The 16055-nt window shown below is 71.4% G+C and carries 18 protein-coding genes; 6 read left to right on the top strand and 12 right to left on the bottom strand.

Annotation, left to right across the window (positions count from 1 at the left end):
• Positions 1 to 1257: an aspartate aminotransferase family protein gene (locus tag ACWEVN_RS06950; protein ID WP_452050561.1), complete on the bottom strand. Its 1257-nt coding sequence runs from the start codon at positions 1255 to 1257 to the stop codon at positions 1 to 3.
• Between the two features lie 91 nt (positions 1258 to 1348).
• On the opposite strand from ACWEVN_RS06950, the gene ACWEVN_RS06945 reads away from it, so the two are divergent.
• Genes ACWEVN_RS06945 through ACWEVN_RS06935 form a run of 3 tightly spaced genes read left to right on the top strand, consistent with a single transcriptional unit; the run spans position 1349 to position 4392 of the window.
• Positions 1349 to 2812: an NAD-dependent succinate-semialdehyde dehydrogenase gene (locus tag ACWEVN_RS06945; RefSeq protein WP_452050560.1), complete on the top strand. Its 1464-nt coding sequence runs from the start codon at positions 1349 to 1351 to the stop codon at positions 2810 to 2812.
• A complete protein-coding gene (locus tag ACWEVN_RS06940; protein ID WP_449683536.1) occupies positions 2809 to 3867 on the top strand; it encodes a tartrate dehydrogenase in 1059 nt (352 codons plus the stop codon). Before ACWEVN_RS06945 ends, ACWEVN_RS06940 begins: the two co-directional genes overlap by 4 nt.
• Positions 3868 to 3927: 60 nt before the next feature.
• Complete coding sequence (locus tag ACWEVN_RS06935) at positions 3928 to 4392, top strand: DUF4262 domain-containing protein (protein WP_452050559.1); 465 nt, start codon at positions 3928 to 3930, stop codon at positions 4390 to 4392.
• Between the two features lie 190 nt (positions 4393 to 4582).
• On the opposite strand, the gene ACWEVN_RS06930 is transcribed toward ACWEVN_RS06935, so the two are convergent.
• The 3 genes from ACWEVN_RS06930 to ACWEVN_RS06920 form a co-directional block, all read right to left on the bottom strand.
• Entirely contained in the window at positions 4583 to 5302 is a 720-nt protein-coding gene (locus ACWEVN_RS06930; protein ID WP_452050558.1) for a GntR family transcriptional regulator, read from the bottom strand.
• 1 nt (position 5303) lies between these two features.
• On the bottom strand, positions 5304 to 6050 hold the full coding sequence (locus ACWEVN_RS06925; protein ID WP_452050557.1) for a maleate cis-trans isomerase family protein: 747 nt from the start codon (positions 6048 to 6050) through the stop codon (positions 5304 to 5306).
• Positions 6051 to 6111: 61 nt separating this feature from the next.
• Entirely contained in the window at positions 6112 to 6852 is a 741-nt protein-coding gene (locus ACWEVN_RS06920) for a maleate cis-trans isomerase family protein (protein WP_310973276.1), read from the bottom strand.
• Positions 6853 to 6952: 100 nt separating this feature from the next.
• Between ACWEVN_RS06920 and ACWEVN_RS06915 the strand changes: the two genes are divergently transcribed.
• The 3 genes from ACWEVN_RS06915 to ACWEVN_RS06905 are packed head-to-tail and all read left to right on the top strand — an operon-like array spanning position 6953 to position 9652.
• A complete protein-coding gene (locus ACWEVN_RS06915; RefSeq protein WP_452050556.1) occupies positions 6953 to 7960 on the top strand; it encodes a D-2-hydroxyacid dehydrogenase in 1008 nt (335 codons plus the stop codon).
• Positions 7957 to 9336 carry an amidase gene (locus tag ACWEVN_RS06910; protein WP_449683532.1) on the top strand — a complete coding sequence of 460 codons (1380 nt, stop codon included), beginning with the start codon at positions 7957 to 7959 and terminating at the stop codon, positions 9334 to 9336. The genes ACWEVN_RS06915 and ACWEVN_RS06910 overlap by 4 nt, the downstream gene beginning before the upstream one ends.
• Positions 9337 to 9394: 58 nt before the next feature.
• Positions 9395 to 9652 (top strand): hypothetical protein, encoded by a 258-nt coding sequence (locus tag ACWEVN_RS06905; RefSeq protein ID WP_310973271.1) that lies wholly within the window; start codon positions 9395 to 9397, stop codon positions 9650 to 9652.
• 24 nt (positions 9653 to 9676) lie between these two features.
• Here ACWEVN_RS06905 and ACWEVN_RS06900 read toward each other — a convergent pair whose 3' ends face one another.
• The 8 genes from ACWEVN_RS06900 to ACWEVN_RS06865 all read right to left on the bottom strand — a co-directional run bounded on the left by ACWEVN_RS06900 (position 9677) and on the right by ACWEVN_RS06865 (position 15992).
• On the bottom strand, positions 9677 to 10909 hold the full coding sequence (locus tag ACWEVN_RS06900) for an MFS transporter (protein ID WP_452050555.1): 1233 nt from the start codon (positions 10907 to 10909) through the stop codon (positions 9677 to 9679).
• Positions 10910 to 11055: 146 nt separating this feature from the next.
• A complete protein-coding gene (locus ACWEVN_RS06895) occupies positions 11056 to 11565 on the bottom strand; it encodes an ArsR/SmtB family transcription factor (protein WP_452050554.1) in 510 nt (169 codons plus the stop codon).
• A 44-nt stretch (positions 11566 to 11609) separates the two neighbouring features.
• On the bottom strand, positions 11610 to 12425 hold the full coding sequence (gene pqqB / locus ACWEVN_RS06890; protein WP_452050553.1) for a pyrroloquinoline quinone biosynthesis protein PqqB: 816 nt from the start codon (positions 12423 to 12425) through the stop codon (positions 11610 to 11612).
• On the bottom strand, positions 12422 to 13486 hold the full coding sequence (pqqE, locus tag ACWEVN_RS06885; protein ID WP_452050552.1) for a pyrroloquinoline quinone biosynthesis protein PqqE: 1065 nt from the start codon (positions 13484 to 13486) through the stop codon (positions 12422 to 12424). The genes pqqB and pqqE overlap by 4 nt, the downstream gene beginning before the upstream one ends.
• Positions 13477 to 13743 (bottom strand): pyrroloquinoline quinone biosynthesis peptide chaperone PqqD, encoded by a 267-nt coding sequence (pqqD, locus tag ACWEVN_RS06880; protein ID WP_449678740.1) that lies wholly within the window; start codon positions 13741 to 13743, stop codon positions 13477 to 13479. Before pqqD ends, pqqE begins: the two co-directional genes overlap by 10 nt.
• Positions 13740 to 14429 (bottom strand): pyrroloquinoline-quinone synthase PqqC, encoded by a 690-nt coding sequence (gene pqqC / locus ACWEVN_RS06875; RefSeq protein WP_449683527.1) that lies wholly within the window; start codon positions 14427 to 14429, stop codon positions 13740 to 13742. Before pqqC ends, pqqD begins: the two co-directional genes overlap by 4 nt.
• Before the next feature lie 3 nt (positions 14430 to 14432).
• Positions 14433 to 14519 (bottom strand): pyrroloquinoline quinone precursor peptide PqqA, encoded by an 87-nt coding sequence (gene pqqA / locus ACWEVN_RS06870; RefSeq protein ID WP_043776987.1) that lies wholly within the window; start codon positions 14517 to 14519, stop codon positions 14433 to 14435.
• Positions 14520 to 14627: 108 nt separating this feature from the next.
• Positions 14628 to 15992 (bottom strand): WS/DGAT/MGAT family O-acyltransferase, encoded by a 1365-nt coding sequence (locus tag ACWEVN_RS06865; RefSeq protein WP_449683526.1) that lies wholly within the window; start codon positions 15990 to 15992, stop codon positions 14628 to 14630.
• Between the last annotated feature and the right edge of the window lie 63 nt (positions 15993 to 16055).

The raw sequence follows: 16055 nt of genomic DNA, 5'->3' as shown, positions 1-16055 counted from the left end.
TCAGCTCCCCGTGACCGAAGCGACGACGTCGCCCCAGATCCGCAGTGTGTCGTCGACCTGCTCGGCGGTGACGACCAGCGGCGGCACCATCCGGACGACGTTCATGTACGGCCCGCAGGTGAGCAGGAGCAGCCCGTTCTTCGCCGCCGCCTGCTGCGCGGCCTGCGCGGTGGCCGTGTCCGGTTCGCCGTCGGCCGTGGTGAACTCCGAGCCGACCAGCAGCCCGAGCCCGCGCACCTCGCCGATCGACGGCGTCTTGTCCGCGATCACCCGCGCGCCTTCGAGGAGCTGGCGGCCGCGCTCGGCGGCGTTCTCGACCAGGTTCTCCTGCTGGATGACCTCGAGCGTCGCGATCGCCGCGGCGCACGAAACCGCGTTGCCGCCGTACGTCCCGCCCTGCGAGCCCGGGAACGCCTTCGCCATCAGCTCCTGCGAAGCGGCGATGCCGGACAGCGGGAAGCCGCTCGCCAGGCCCTTCGCGATGAGGACGATGTCGGGGGAGACGTCGAAGTGGTCGTGGCCCCAGAACTTCCCGGTGCGGCCGAAGCCGGTCTGGATCTCGTCGACGACCAGCAGGATGCCGTGCCGGTCCGCGCGTTCGCGCAGCCCGGCCAGGAACTCGGTGTTCGCCGGGACGTACCCGCCCTCGCCGAGCACGGGCTCGACGAACATCGCGGCGGTCTCGTTCGGCGCGCTGACCGTCTGGAAGAGGTAGTCCAGCTCGCGCAGCGCGAACTTCGTCGCCGTCTGCTCGTCCCAGCCGTAGTGGTAGGCGTACGGGAACGGCGCGACGTGCACGCCGGCCATCAGCGGGCCGATGCCGGCGCTGAACCGCGTCCCGGACGTCGTCATGGTGGCGGCGGCGACGGTGCGGCCGTGGAAACCGCCCTGGAAGACGATGACGTTCGGGCGTTTCGTCGCCTGCCGCGAGAGCCGCAACGCCGCTTCGACGGCTTCGCTGCCGGAGTTGGCGTAGAAGAGCGAGTCGAGCCCGCTCGGCAGGACTCCGCCGAGGCGTTCGGTGAGCTCGAGGAGCGGCTTGTGCATGACCGTCGTGTACTGGCCGTGGACGAGCTTGCCGATCTGCTCCTGCGCCGCCCGCACGACGTGGGGGTGGCAGTGCCCGGTGCTCGTGACGCCGATGCCGGCGGTGAAGTCCAGGTGCCGTTTGCCGTCGACGTCGTAGAGGTAGACCCCTTCACCGTGGTCGACCACGACGGGCGTTGCCTGCTTGAGCAGCGGAGAGAGCTGGGCCACAGCGTGCTCCTCGGTCGGTTCGAGCGGGTTGTCGATTGTTGACAATATCCATAGCATGGCCTCCGGGACAACACGTGAGGAGCAGGTCGGCATGAGCGCGAGCACCGAGACCGGCGTCGTCGAGGCGGTCGGCAAGGAACTGTTCATCGGCGGCAAGTGGGTTGCCGCGCAGGACGGGAAGACGTTCCCGGTGGTCGACCCGGCCACCGGGAAGGAGCTGTGCCACGTCGCCGACGCCTCGCCGTCGGACGGCGTCGCGGCGCTGGACGCCGCCGTCGCGGCCCAGGCCGATTTCGCGAAGATGGCGCCCCGGGAACGCGGCGAGATCCTGCGCCGCGCCTACGAGCTGCTGATGCAGCGCCAGGAAGAACTGGCGTTGCTGATGACCCTGGAGATGGGCAAGCCGCTCGCCGAGTCGAAGGGCGAGATCGCCTACGCCGCCGAGTTCTTCCGCTGGTTCGCCGAGGAGGCCGTCCGCATCGACGGCGGCTACGCGACCGCCCCGAACGGCGCCGGCCGGTTCCTGATCACCAAGCAGCCGGTCGGGCCGACGCTGCTGATCACGCCGTGGAACTTCCCGATGGCGATGGGCACGCGCAAGATCGGCCCGGCGATCGCCGCGGGCTGCACGTCGGTGATCAAGCCGGCCGCGCAGACGCCGCTGTCGATGCTCGCGCTGGCCGGCATCCTCGCTGAGGCGGGCCTGCCCGAAGGCGTGCTGAACGTCGTGACGACCAGCGACTCCGGCGGCGTGATGCAGCCGCTGATCCGCGACGGCCGCGCCCGCAAGCTCTCGTTCACCGGCTCCACCGGCGTCGGCCGCAAGCTGCTGGAACAGTGCGCCGACAAGGTTTTGCGGACGTCGATGGAGCTGGGCGGCAACGCGCCCTTCCTGGTCTTCGACGACGCGGACATGGACGCCGCCATCGACGGCGCGATGCAGGCGAAGATGCGCAACATCGGCGAGGCGTGCACCGCGGCGAACCGGTTTTACGTGCAGCGCGGCGTCGTCGACGAGTTCGCGCGGCGCCTGACCGAGCGCATGCAGGCGCTGCCGATGGGCCGCGGCACCGAGAAGGACGTCGTGGTCGGCCCGCTGATCGACGACAAGGCCGTCGAGAAGGTGACGGAACTGGTCAAGGACGCCACCGACCGCGGTGCCCGGGTCCTCACCGGCGGCTCGGGCGTCGACGGCCCGGGGCACTTCTACCAGGCCACCGTGCTCACCGACGTCCCGCAGGAGGCGCGGCTGACGCACGAGGAGATCTTCGGGCCGGTCGCCCCGATCACGCCGTTCGACACCGAAGAAGAGGCCGTCGCGAAGGCGAACGACACCGAGTTCGGCCTGGTTTCCTACGTCTTCACCAGCGATCTCAAGCGCGCGCTGCGGGTCTCGGAAGCCCTGGAGGCCGGGATGATCGGGCTCAACCAGGGGATCGTGTCGAACCCGGCGGCGCCGTTCGGCGGGATCAAGCAGTCCGGGCTCGGCCGTGAGGGCGGGTCGGTCGGCATCGACGAGTTCCTCGAGACCAAGTACATCGCGGTGGCCCTGTGAGCGGGTACCGCATCGCGAGCATCCCGGGCGACGGGATCGGCGTGGACGTCACGGCCGAGGCCCGCAAGGTCCTCGACCGGGCGGCCGCTTTGTTCGATTTTTCCTTGGAGTGGACCGAGTTCGACTGGAGCTGCGAGCGGTACGCCCGGGTCGGCGCGATGATGCCGGAGGACGGGGTCGCGCAGCTCTCGGCGTTCGACGGCATCCTGCTCGGCGCGGTCGGTTTCCCCGGCGTCCCGGACCACGTTTCGCTGTGGGGCCTGCTGATCCCGCTGCGGCGGGCGTTCCAGCAGTACGTCAACCTGCGTCCGGTGCGGCTGCTGCCGGGGACGACGTCCGTGCTGGCCGGGCGGAAGGCCGAGGAGCTGGAGCTGGTCATCGTCCGGGAGAACTCCGAAGGGGAGTACTCGGCGGTCGGCGGGCGGCACAACGCCGGGCGGCCGGACGAGTTCGTGCTGCAGGAGTCGGTTTTCACGCGGGTCGGCGTCACGCGGATCATCCGGTACGCGTTTGAACTGGCGCGGACGCGGTCGGCGCGGGTCTGCTCGGCGACGAAGTCGAACGGGCTGATCCACTCGATGCCGTTCTGGGACGAGATCTTCGCCGAGGTCGCGGCGGAGTTCCCGGACGTACACAGTGAACAGATGCACGTGGACGCGCTGGCGGCGCGGATGGTGCAGGCGCCGGACCGGCTCGACATCGTGGTGGCGTCGAACCTCTTCGGCGACATCCTGAGCGACCTCGCGGCCGCCATCACCGGCGGCCTCGGCATGGCCCCGTCCGGAAACATCAACCCATCAGGTGAATTCCCGTCGATGTTCGAGGCGGTCCACGGGAGCGCCCCGGACATCGCGGGACAGGGGATCGCCAACCCCGTTGCGCAGGTCCTGGCGGCCGCGATGCTGGTCGAACACCTGGGCGAAACCGTTGCGGCGCAAGCGATCCGCGCCGCGGTGGACCGCGTGCTCGACGAGGGCCGGGTGCGCACGCCCGACCTCGGCGGCACGGATACCACAGAACGGCTCGGCACGGCGGTGGCCGAAGCGCTGGGCTGAGTTTTGTCGGTGCCCTCCGGCACGGTGGACCCCGAGCCCACCGAGGGGGAGGAGTCACCGATGTGCTTCGAGTGCGAGAACCCGGACAGATCCGGTTACCTGGAACGGCTTCGCGGCGGCGTGGCCGACCGGGGCTGGCTGGTGCAGGGAGTGGAGAGAGCGGGGCCGTACCCGCCGTGGGCCTACACGATCGGCCTGAGCGGGTACGGCTTGCCGGAGCTGGTCGTCACCGGCCTGCCGATGCTCGCGGCCGGCGCCCTGCTGAACGCCCTGGCGTCCCACACCCTGCACGGCCCGCCGTTCGCGGCGGGTGACCACATCCCGTTGCGCGACGGCCCGCTGATCGAGGTCGTCTCACTCGCCGAGCCGTCGGCCCACCTGGTCTTCGCGGCGGCGTTGCACGGCCCGCAAATCCGCGCGCTGCAACTGGTTCACGCAGACACCCAGGGCCGCTTCCCCTGGTCCCCCGACTACCGCGACGGCCGCGCCGGCCAGCCCGTCCTGGGACCCCGCCATGCCCACTGACCCCCGTGAGTTCCGCCCCCAATCACGCGAGTTCCGGCCTCAATCACGCGAGTTCCGGCCTCAATCACACGAGTCCCGGCCCCCTTCACACGAGTCCCGGACCCGGCCGAGCGTGTCGTCCGCCCAACCACGCAAGATGCCTCGCCGGGCACCCGTGTCGACCGCTCAATCACGCGTGTCGGCTCTGCGGTCACGCGTTTCCCGGCACCGGCGGAGCTTCCCCGTCCCGCAGGCTCGTGCCCGGCGCGAGCCGCTGCACCGCGTCCTCCATGTGGGCCTCCAGCAGCGTCAGTGCCGTCTCTTCGTCGCCGTCGCGCAGGGCCTGGATCAGCTTCGTGTGCTCCTCCACCCGTTCCTCGACCCGCTGGTACGTGCTCTGCAACGCCGTCAGGCACATCCGCGTCTCGATCAGCAGCGTCCGGGCCATCCGCACCAGCCGCTTGCTGCCGGAGGCGTTGATCAGCGCCTCGTGGAACTTCAGGTCCGCCGTGGAGAGCGCCGTGGGGTCGTCCTCGCTCGCCGCCGTCGCCATCTCGGTGACGGTCTGCGCGAGCACGTCCGCGATCCGGTCGCGGTCGCCGCCGCGCAGGGCGCGCAGCATGGCCGCCCGCTCGATCGCGGATCGGGCCGCGTAGATGTCGTAGACGTCGCCCGGCTCGAGGTCGATGACGAACAGCCCGCGGTGTCTTTCGCTCCGCAGCAGCCCTTCGGACACCAGGTGCTGCATGGCTTCCCGGAGCGGCCCCCGTGACACCTGGAACCGCGCGGCCAGCTCGGTCTCGCCGAGCTGGGTCCCGGGCGGGAGAGCGCCCGTCATGATCGCGTCACGCAGCTGGCGCGCGATCACAGCGGCCGTCGACTCGCGGCTCACCGGCTCGATCTCGGGCAGCATGCCCGGTGGCAGGGCCATCTCAGGCGCCCCCGTCCGGCAGGTGCCGGAAGAGCGCGCCGAGCGAGCGGACGAGCCGGTGCTGCCCGGTCAGGCGCAGGCCCTCCCAGACCGTGACCTGGTTGGCGGTCAGCACGGGCTTGCGGAGCGCGGCCTCCACGGCGTTGATCTCGCCGAGGGTGCGCATGGCGGTGTCCGGCACGAGCACCGCTTCGGCGTCGGGGTGGTCGTGGCCGACGGCGAGCTCGACGACGGCCTCCGGGGTCATCGCGCCGACCTCGGCCGCCGTGACGATGTCCGCGCTGGCCATCGAGACGACCTCGATGCCGCCGGCCTGGAGGAAGTCGGCGAACAGCCGGGCGATGTCGTCCGGGTAGCTGGCGGCGACGGCGACCCGTCGAACGCCCAGCGCACGCGCGGCGTGCACGAACGCGAAGGAGGTGCTGGAGGCCGGGACACCGGCGACGGCGGCGAGGCGGTCGGCCTGGTCGCGGGCGCCGTCCCAGCCGTAGACGAAGCTGCCGCTGGTGCAGGCCCAGATGACGGCGGCGGGCTCGTGCTTGGCGAGGAGGGCGGCACCGTCGGCGAGGCGGGCCTCGCTGCCGAGGTCGAGCAGCTCGGCCACCGCGTGCTTGTCGGTGCCGTAGATGTGCTCGACCGCCAGGCGGATGTCGCCCTCGTCGACGGCCATGCCGCCGAGCAGCTGCTCGGCCAGCGGGTAGTCGTCTTCGGCCGCGTGGTCGGGGTAGATGAAACCGATGGTGGTCACGGAACCTCCGGAGGGGACGCAAATTGTCGACAATCCTAGAGGGGAGGTCAAGGAATACCCTTCACGACACGTCACGAAGCCACCTCCCGGGTCCGACGATGGGGAGGTTCATCCGGCGCAGGCACGCCCACATCGTCAGCTGGTTGGCGGTGAGCACCGGTTTGCCGAGCGCGGCTTCCAGGGGTTCGATCAGGTCGTAGGTGGGGAGATTGGTGCAGCTGACGAAGATCGCTTCGGCGTCGCCGTGGTCGGCGGCGAGGATGCGCTCGGCGATGGTCCGGTAGCTGACCTTCCAGATGCCGCCGCCCAGGCCGAGGTGGTCGCTGGCGACGGTCGTGACGTCCAGCTCGGCGAGGAAGTCGTGCAGGGCGCGGGTCAGGTCGGCGTCGTACGGCGTGAGCACCGAGACGCGGTGGAGGTCGAGCTGGTGCAGCACTTCGGCCAGCGCGCCCGAGGTGGTGACGGCGTCCGGCGCGCCGGCGTCGCAGATCGCCTTGGTCAGCGAGCGCTCGTAGTCGACGCCGTTGACGAAGCTGCCCGACGTGCAGAGGTAGGCGACGACCTCGGGCTCGACGTGCAGCACGTCGCGGGTCGCGCTCGCCAGGTGGTGGCTGTCGCTGACCAAGCGCGCCATCTCCATGCTGACCGGCACGGGCTCGTACGGCGTGCGGGCGAGGTGGAGGGACACCTCCATCGGCACCCAGCGCCAGAGCTCGCGCTCCAGCGCGAGGTCGAAGGGGGCGATGACCCCGATGCCGCGTTGCGCCAGCGGGCCGTCGAACGCCAGGAAGTCGAAATCCAAGGCTCAGCCTCCGGAATACGTCTGTACTTGACAGTCCGGTGCTCCGGGGGTCGTTCCTCGGATTGTTGACAATCATACGAGTCACTTTTACCGTGTCAACGTGATCGCCTCGGAACACCGGGAAGCCCCCGTCCTGGCAGTGCTCTGCGGCGAGTCCCGCCCACCGGACATGCGTGCTGTCGAATCCGGGGCGGTCGTGCGTTACACGGACGCGGCGGGTCTCGCCGAAGCGTTGTCCGGAGCGGACGCCCTCTTCGTCTACGACTTCCTGTCGACGGCCGTCCCCGGCGCGTGGCACGCGGCCGACCGGTTGCGCTGGCTGCACATCGCCAGCGCCGGGGTCGACCCCGTGCTGTTCCCCGGGCTGCGCGAGAGCGACGTCGTCCTGACGAACTCGCGGGGTGTCTTCGACGACGCCATCGCGGAGTACGTGCTGGGCGTCGTCCTCGCCTTCGCGAAGGACTTCGCGCGCTCGCACGACCTGCAGCGCGAAGGCCGCTGGCTGCACCGGGAGACCGAGCGGGTCGCCGGGCGCGAAGTGCTGGTGGTCGGCACCGGGCCGATCGGCCAGGCCATCGCGCGGCTGCTGCGCGCGGCCGGCATGCGGGTGAGCGGCGCCGGCCGCCGTGAGCGCACCGGCGACCCGGACTTCGGCGTCGTGCACGAGTCCGCGCGGCTCGCCGAAATCCTGCCGCACGCCGACTACGTCGTCGCGGTCGCGCCGCTGACCGAGCACACGAAGGGCATGTTCGACGCGCGGGCGTTCGCCGCGATGAAGCCGTCGGCGCGGTTCGTCAACGTCGGCCGGGGCGAGCTCGTGGTGACGTCCGACCTGGTCGCCGCGCTCGAAAACAAGACCATCGCCGGGGCCGCGCTCGACGTCTTCGACACCGAGCCGCTGCCGGCCGAAAGCCCGCTGTGGACGCTGCCGGACGTGCTGATCTCGCCGCACATGTCCGGCGACTTCATCGGCTGGCGGAACACACTGGTCGAGGTGTTCACCGAGAACTTCCGCCGCTGGCGCGCCGGGGAGCCGCTGCGCAATGTCGTCGACAAGACGCTCGGTTACGTGCCGTCGGAGAACCAGGGGAACCAGGGAGCCGGATGAACGACAGGATGCTGACCGCCAGCGAGCTCGTCGCCGCCTACGCGACCGGCGAGCTTTCGCCGGTCGAGGCGACGCAGAACGCGTTGCAGGCCATCGAAGCCCGGGACGGCGAGTGCAACGCCTACTGCCTCGTCGACGCGGACCGGGCGCTGGAGCAGGCCAAGGCGGCCGAGGTCCGCTGGCGGGACGGCAACCCGATCGGGTGGCTCGACGGCGTGCCGGCGTCGATCAAGGACATGTTCCTCACCCAGGGCTGGCCGACCGTCCGGGGCTCGAAGAGCATCGACCCGGACCAGCCGTGGGACGTCGACAGCCCGGTCGCCGCGCGGATGCGCGAGGCCGGCCTGGTGCTGCTCGGCAAGACGACCACGCCCGAGATCGGCTGGAAGGGCGTCACCGACAGTCCGCTGTGCGGCATCACGCGCAACCCGGCCGACCCGTCGAAGACGGCGGGCGGGTCGAGCGGCGGCAGTGCCGCGGCCGTCGCGGCCGGCATGGGCGAGCTGTCGGTCGGCACCGACGGCGGTGGCTCGGTGCGGATCCCGGCGTCGTTCTGCGGCATCGTCGGGCTGAAGCCGACCCACGGCCGGATCCCGCTCTACCCGGCGAGCCCGTTCGGCCCGCTCTCGCACGCCGGCCCGATGGCACGCTCGGTCGACGACACCGCGCTGCTGCTGGACGTGCTTTCGCTGCCCGACCACCGCGACCCGGCCGCGCTGGCGCCGCCGGTGGGGTCGTTCCGGGAGGCCGTCCGGCGGGACGTGCGCGGCCTGATCGCCGCGTTCTCGCCGACGCTCGGGTACGTCGACGTCGACCCGGAGGTGGCCGCGATCGTCGCCGAGGCGGTCCGCTCGCTGGGGGACGCCGGCCTGCACGTCGAGGAGACCGACCCCGGGTTCGCCGATCCGAAGCCGGCGTTCGACGTCCTGTGGTCGTCCGGCGCGGCGAAGCTGCTGGACTCGTTCCCGCCCGGGTCCGAGCAGCGGACCGACCCCGGTCTGCGCCGGGTCTGGGAACTCGGCCGGAAGTGGACGGCGAGCGACTACCTCGACGCCACCGCCGAGCGGGCCGCGCTCGGTATCCGGATGGGCGAGTTCCACACGCGCTACGACGTGCTGATCACGCCGACCCTCCCGATCGCCGCGTTCGAGGCGGGGCACGACGTGCCGCCGGGCAGCGGGCTGAGCGAGTGGCCGGAGTGGACGCCGTTCACGTACCCGTTCAACATGACCCAGCAGCCGGCGATCAGCGTGCCGGCCGGGCGGACGTCGGCGGGGCTGCCGGTCGGCCTGCAGATCGTCGGGCCGCGGCACTCGGACGACCTGGTGCTGGCCGTGGCGAAGCTGCTGGAAGAAGTGCGGCCCTGGGCGCCCTGACCACACGTGAGGGTGAAACCCGGACCGGCGAGGGGAAAGCTGTGCCACTGTCGGCCGGGTGAACGCTCAAGGCTGGTGGTACGAACGAGCCATCCCGACCGTCGACGTCACCGGAGAGCCGACGCGGGTGGTCGTCGGCCTGATCGAACAGGGCGACAGGCTGGCCGCAGCACTGCGGGTGGACGACGGCAAGGCGGCGCTCGTCCCCCTGGAAACCGGCGGCGAGCTGCTGAAGGCGCTGCGCGAGACGCTGGAGAACTGGTGGCGCCTGGACGGCCACCGCGACCTGACGTCCGGACCGCGCGTGGGCCGGTAGAACGACCGGGGCTGGTGCTGAACTTCAGCCTGGTGCGCCCGGGCTGACCGGCGCCCGGCGGACGAGCCCCCGCACCTGCGAGCTGCACAGCACGAGCGCGGTGGCGCCGACGACCAGGGCCGCGCCGCCCAGCAGCGTTGCCGACCGGCCGGCGTGTTCGGCCAGCGGGCCCACGCTGATCTGGCCGAGCGGCATTGCGATGCACGAGCCGAGCATGTCGTAGGAGTAGACGCGGGCGAGCTTGTCCGGCGGGATGTTCTCCTGCAGGGACACGTCCCAGGCGACGGAGAACTGTTCGATCGCGATGCCGGAGAGGAACATCGCGACCAGCAGCGGCAGCAGGTACGGCGTCTGGCCGAGGACGAGCATCGGCAGCGCGTCGACCAGGACCAGCGCGACGCCGACGAACAGCATCCGCCGCGGTTGCCAGTGGGCGGCGAGGATGCCGCCGAGCAGCGACCCGGCGGTCTGCACGGCCAGCGCGAAGCCCCAGCCGGTGCGGCCGAAGGTGTCGTCGGCGACGAGCGGGCCGATCACCAGCAGCGCGCCCGCGGTCACGGCGTTGACGATCATGAACTGCAGCACCACCAGCCACACCCACGCCCGGGCGCGGAACTCCCGCCAGCCTTCGGCCAGCTCGGCGAGCGGACGGCTGCCGGGCACGCGTTCACCGCGCGGCAGCCGGATCCGCCGGTATGCCAGCGCGGCGGCGAGGAAGAGCAGGGAGTTCCCGGCGAGCGCCCACCCGGAACCGGCGAAGGCGACGAGCACGCCGGCCAGCCCGGCCCCGGCGATGCGGCCGGTGTTGGAGAGCAGCCGGACCAGGGCGTTCGCCTGGGTGAGCAGGGTGGCCGGCACGGTCAACGGCGTGAGCGACGCAGCCGCGGGCAGGGAGATGGCCGAGACGGCCCCGTTGACGAGCCCGAGCCCGGCCAGCAACGGGATGGAGGCGAATCCACAGAGGACACTCGCGGCGATGGCGGCCTGCGTGAGCGCGGCGGCGGTTTCGGTGCCCTGCAGGATGACGGACCGCGGGAGCCGGTCGGCCAGCAGGCCGCCGAAGAGCAGCAGGAGAACGTTCGCGATCGACCGGGCCCCGACGACGATCCCGAGGTCGACGGCCGACCCGGTGAGATCGACCACGGCGAAGGCCAGGGCGAAGGGGGCGATGGCGTTCCCGAAGTCGGCCAGGCTCCGGCCGGTGACGAGGGCGCGGAACCGGGCTTCCCGCAGCGGGGCGAGCAGCGGACTGGTCACGACAGCGGCTCCGAGGGGCGGGTACGCGGGTTGCGTGCGCTCACGACAGCGGCTCCGAGGGGGTGGGCACGCGGGTTCGGCGTGGGGCGCTCACGACAGCGGCTCCGAGGAGGCGGCAACGCGGGTTCGGCGTGCGTTGCCGGCGCTCACGACAGCGGCTCCAGCTCGAACAGCGCCACGCTCGCGCTGACCCGGACCGTCCCCGGAGATCGAGGGGGCCGGGCCGCCGCGTGCAGTTCCTCGCTCAGTGCCGTCGCCTTCTCCAGGAGGCGGGCCCACAACTCCGGGTCCACCCACAGCTCCGCGTCCGTCAGGGACGCCGGTCGCTTCGCCGCCCGGTCGGCAGAGCGCCTCAGCAGCTCGTTCGCGATCGCCTTCGTCAGGAGCTTCTCCTCGCCCGGCGAGCGGGTCGTCAAACGCTTGCCCGAGTCCGGCTGGTGGCGGTAGCGCTTGGCGCGGCCGCCGCGGATGTGGACCTCCTCCGCCACCTCCAGCAAGCCTGCGTCGTGCAGCCGGCGGACGTGGTAGCTGACGTTCGCCTGCGTCTCGCCGAGTTCGCGGGCCGCCTCCGCCGCGCTCAGGGCCGTGCCCGTCAGCAACGACAGGATGCGCAGGCGCAGCGGGTGGGCCAGCACCCGGAGGTGGTCGTGGGGCATGTCCCCAGTCAACCACGACTGTCAAACACTTATTTGGGGGTTGGTCAGAACGAGAACCGAGCGCCGTCGGGAGGCAGGGAAGCGCCGGCGGCCAGCACCGCCGCGTGTTCGGGGGACGCGGGGTCCAGCACCGGGTTCGTGTTGTTCAGGTGGGTGAACGCCCACGGCCGCCCGGCCACCCGCGGCAGGCTCGCCGTGATCGGCAGGTGGCCCATCGCGAGCTGGTCCGGCCCGCCCACCCCGGCCATCTCGTCCGGCGCGTAGAACGTCCCGTCGAGCAACACCAAAGACGCGTCCGCCACGAACTCGTCGAACCCGGCGGGCCAGCTCCGCAGGCACGGTGCGTACACCAGCACCCCGCCCGTCACCGGGTCCGTGATCCGGTAGGCGACCACCCAGGTGCCGCCGGAAGGAGCGGCGTACTTCGGCCGCTTGTCGCTCACCGGCAGCGTCTCGACCCGCAGGCCCGGGATGTCCACAACGGACGACCAGGTCCAGCTGCCGTAACTGTCCACAAGGGAGAACAAGGGCGACCGCGCGGCCGGCGGCACCCACACCGGCAGCCCACCCGACTCGCGCAGCATCAGCAAGCCCAGGGAATGGTCGAGTTCGGCGTCCGTCAGCAGCACCCCGCGCAGCGGGATCTCGCGCGGCCCCGGCCCGGCCCGCAGCTCCGGCGTCCCGAGGAGCTGCGCCCGGATGTCCGGCGAACAGTTCAGCAGGTACCAGCCGGCGCCGTCCGCGCTGATCGCCACGCAGTCCTGCGTGCGTGGCGGCAACCCCGAAACGCAGAGCCGGCACGCGCAGTTCCACTGTGGACACCCGCCGCCGGCCGCGGTGCCGAGGAGGATCACCTTCACCGGCGCATGACCAGGTCGGGAACCCCGGGCCGGGACAGGACCAGATCGACCACCGAACGCCGAGGCGACCGCGAGCACACCGGGTCCGTCGCCGCCGCGTCGCCGGTGAGCAGGAACGCCTGGCAGCGGCAGCCGCCGAAGTCGACGCCCCGGCGGTCGCACGTGCGGCACGGCTCGCTCATCCACTCCTCGCCGCGGTAGGCGTTGAACGACGACGAGCGGTACCAGATCTCGGCCAGCGGCGTGTCCCGCACCGACGACAGCGAGAGCGTCGAGATCGCCGACGCCGCCGGGCAGGGCAGCACCGTCCCGTCCGGCGCCACCGTCAGCTGCCGCGCACCCCAGCCGTACATGCACGGCTTCGGGTACGGCTCGTGGTAGTCGGCGACGACGTAGACGATTTCCATCGTGCCTCGCAAGCGATCGACGGCCGCGCGCACCACCGGCTCGGCGGCCGCCAGCTGGGCAGCCGTCGGCATCAGCGCGTCCCGGTTGCGCAACGCCCAGCCGTAGTACTGCGTGTTCGCCAGCTCCAGCCGGTCCGCGCCCATCCGCTCGGCCAGCTCGATGATCCCGGCCAGCTGGTCGTGGTTCTGCCGGTGCAGCACCACGTTCAGCGACAGCGGCAGCCCGGCCGCCTTCACCAGGGAAGCCGCGGCCAGCTTCCGGTCGAAAGCCTTCGCCCCCGCCAGTCGATCGGACCGCTCCCGGGTAGCGCCCTGCGCCGACAGCTGGACGTGCGCCAGCCCGCGCGCAACGAGGTCGTCGAGCCGCGAAGACGTCAGGCCGAGCCCCGACGTGACCAGGTTGACGTAGCAGCCGAGCCCGTGCGCGTGGGCGACCAGCGCGGGCAGGTCCGGCCGGAGCAACGGCTCCCCGCCGGACAGGTGCACCTGCAGGACGCCGAGTTCCCGCGCCTGAGACAGCACCGACAGCCAGTCCTCAGTGGACATCTCGCGGGCGCGGGCCGTCAGCTCGACCGGGTTCGAGCAATAAGGACAGTGCAGCGGACACCGGTGGGTCAGCTCGGCCAGCAGGCCCAGCGGCGGGCTCACGTCCATGCCACGACCCGCCGTTCGCCCAGCCGGGTCAGCACGGACAGGACGTCCTGCGCGACGACACCGGAGTAACGCCCGGAAAGCGCTGTCGTGATCTCGCTGACGGACCGGGCGCCGTCGCAGAGCTCGAGGACCGCGGCCGCCGTGGCGTTCGGCACCAGGACGCCCTCGGGGAACAGCAGCACGTGCGTCTCCCGGACGTGGTCGAAGGACAGCCGCACACCCCGGCGCAGCTGCGGAACCGAATCGGCGGTGATCACGCGGCCGCCCGCTCGATCGCGTCGAGCATCGACCACAGGACGTCGCACTTGAACGACAACGCGGCGATCGCGCGGTCCTGCTGTTCGCGCGTGACGCAGTGGCGGACCACGATGTCGAGCGTGTCCTTGCCTTCGCCGGAAACCTTGTCGATGCGGTTGGTGAAGTACGCGAGGTCGTCGGGAGAAATCCACGCGTAGTGCGCGAGCATGTCCGCCACCCGCTGCTGCATCAGGTGCCCGGCGAACATCTCGGTCAGCCCCGACGCGACGGCCTCCCACCACGGCTTCGTTCGCGCGAAGGTGACGTAGGCGTCCACCGCGAACCGGACGCCGGGAGCGACGTGCCGTTCGTCCAGGACTTCGTCGCGGTCCAAGCCGACGGCCGTGCAGAGCCGCAGCCAGCGGTCGATCCCGCCGGTGCCGGCGCTCACGCCGTCGTGGTAGACGATCCGGTCGAGCCACTGGCGGCGGATCTCCGGCACCGGGCAGTTGCTGATGATCGCCGCGTCCTTCTGCGGCAGCACGCACTGGTAGTACCAGCGGTTCGCCGCCCAGATCCGCAGCGCGCGCTCGTCGAGTTCGCCCGCGTGCAGCCGGCGGTGGAACGGGTGCGTTCCCCAGTACCGGCCGGAAAGACCGCGCAGCGCGTCGATGAATGCGCTTTCCGGGAGTGGCTCGACCGGCATCGGTCAGTCCGCCATACGGGCCGCGTAGGCGGTGACCTCCATCGGGGTTTCGTACTCGACGAAGTCCGGGGTCGTCCACTCCTCGGTCATGCCCTGCTCCTCTCTCCGGGGGTGATCGTCGTCACCCTAGGAGCGTCCGGAGCGGACTGACCAGCCAGTTCGGAAAGATTCCTTCCGATGGGGGAGCCGGTGAGCGGGCTACCGCACCGCGGCTTCGAGCTCGACGAGGGCCGTGTCGAGGTGGGTCAGGATCCGCTGCAGGTGCGGGACGCTGCGGCGGCAGCCGGTGATGCCGAAGTCGAGGTGGTCGCCGTTGCTCGTCAGGGTGATGTTCACGGCCTGGCCGTCGAGCAGCACCGACGCCGGGTAGATGCCGTCGAGCTGGGCGCCGTTCCAGTACATCTGCTTGCGCGGGCCGGGCACGTTCGAGATCACCAGGTTGAACGGCGGCCGCGTGTTCTTGACGACGCCCGGGATCGGCGAGACGCCGAGCTGCGCGACGTTCACCGCCGAGAGCAGCAGCGTCTGCAACGGCGTCAGCTCCGAGAACAGCCGCTTGCCGTTGCGCATCGACTGGTGGATCGTGACGAGCCGCTTGCCCGCGTCCGGCAGGTCGGTGGCCAGGTTGCAGAGCAGCGCGCCGATGTTGTTGCCCGCGGCCTCGCCCGGGTCGTTCTGCCGGCGCAGCGACACCGGCACCATCGCGATCAGCGGCGCGTCCGGCAGCGCGCGCTGTTCGATGAGGTAGTCCCGCAGCGCGCCCGAGCACATCGCGAGCACGACGTCGTTGCGCGACACCCCGGCCGCGGTCGCCACCTGGCGGACGCGGTCCAGCGACCACTTCTGCGCCGCGAACCGCCGCGCGCCGCCGATCGGCACGTTGAGCATCGTCTTCGGCGCCTGTCCCGGCAGCGTCAGAGTGTGCTCGCCGAACGCCTCGCGCGCGACCTTCATCGCGGCCGGCGCCAGGCTCGCGAGCTGGTTGGCGGTCTTCCGCGCAGTCCCGAGCACCGAGCGCGGGCGCTTCTCACGCTCGCCGCCGGGCTTGCGCCGGCTGCCCCACCACGGGGGGCAGTCCATGTCCGCGGGGTCGTCCGAGAGCGTGCCCTGCAGCTGGCGCAGCGCCGAGACGCCGTCCATCAGCGCGTGGTGGACCTTCGTGTAGACGGCGAACCGGCCGTCGTCGAGCCCCTCGATGAGGTGGGTCTCCCACAGCGGGCGGTGCCGGTCGAGCAGGGTGCTGTGCCAGCGGCCGGTCAGCTCCAGCAGCTCGCGGACGCGGCCCGGCCGCGGCAGCGCCGAGTGCCGGAAGTGGTAGTCGAGCTCGAGCTCGGCGTCGTTGGCCCAAGCCACGTGCCCCATCGTGTTGACCGGCCGGGCCGGGCGGCGCCGGAAGACCGAGCGCATGTTGTCCGATTCGAGGAGGCTCTTGCGGATGTCGCGCAGGTACTCGTCGCCCGCGCCATCGGGTTTCCTGAACAGCTGCAGACCGCCCACGTGCATCGGATGCTCGCGCGTTTCGACGAGGAGGAACATCGAATCGGTCACGGGCATCATCGCCATGGGACATCACCTCTCGAGCTCGGCACGCCGACTCTACGCGCTCGGCGGCCGCCGGTGGATCAC

The sequence above is a fragment of the Amycolatopsis sp. NPDC003861 genome (genome assembly GCF_053605405.1).
Note: the sequence above shows the minus strand (reverse complement) of the source record. Positions and strands in the feature narration are given on the sequence as shown.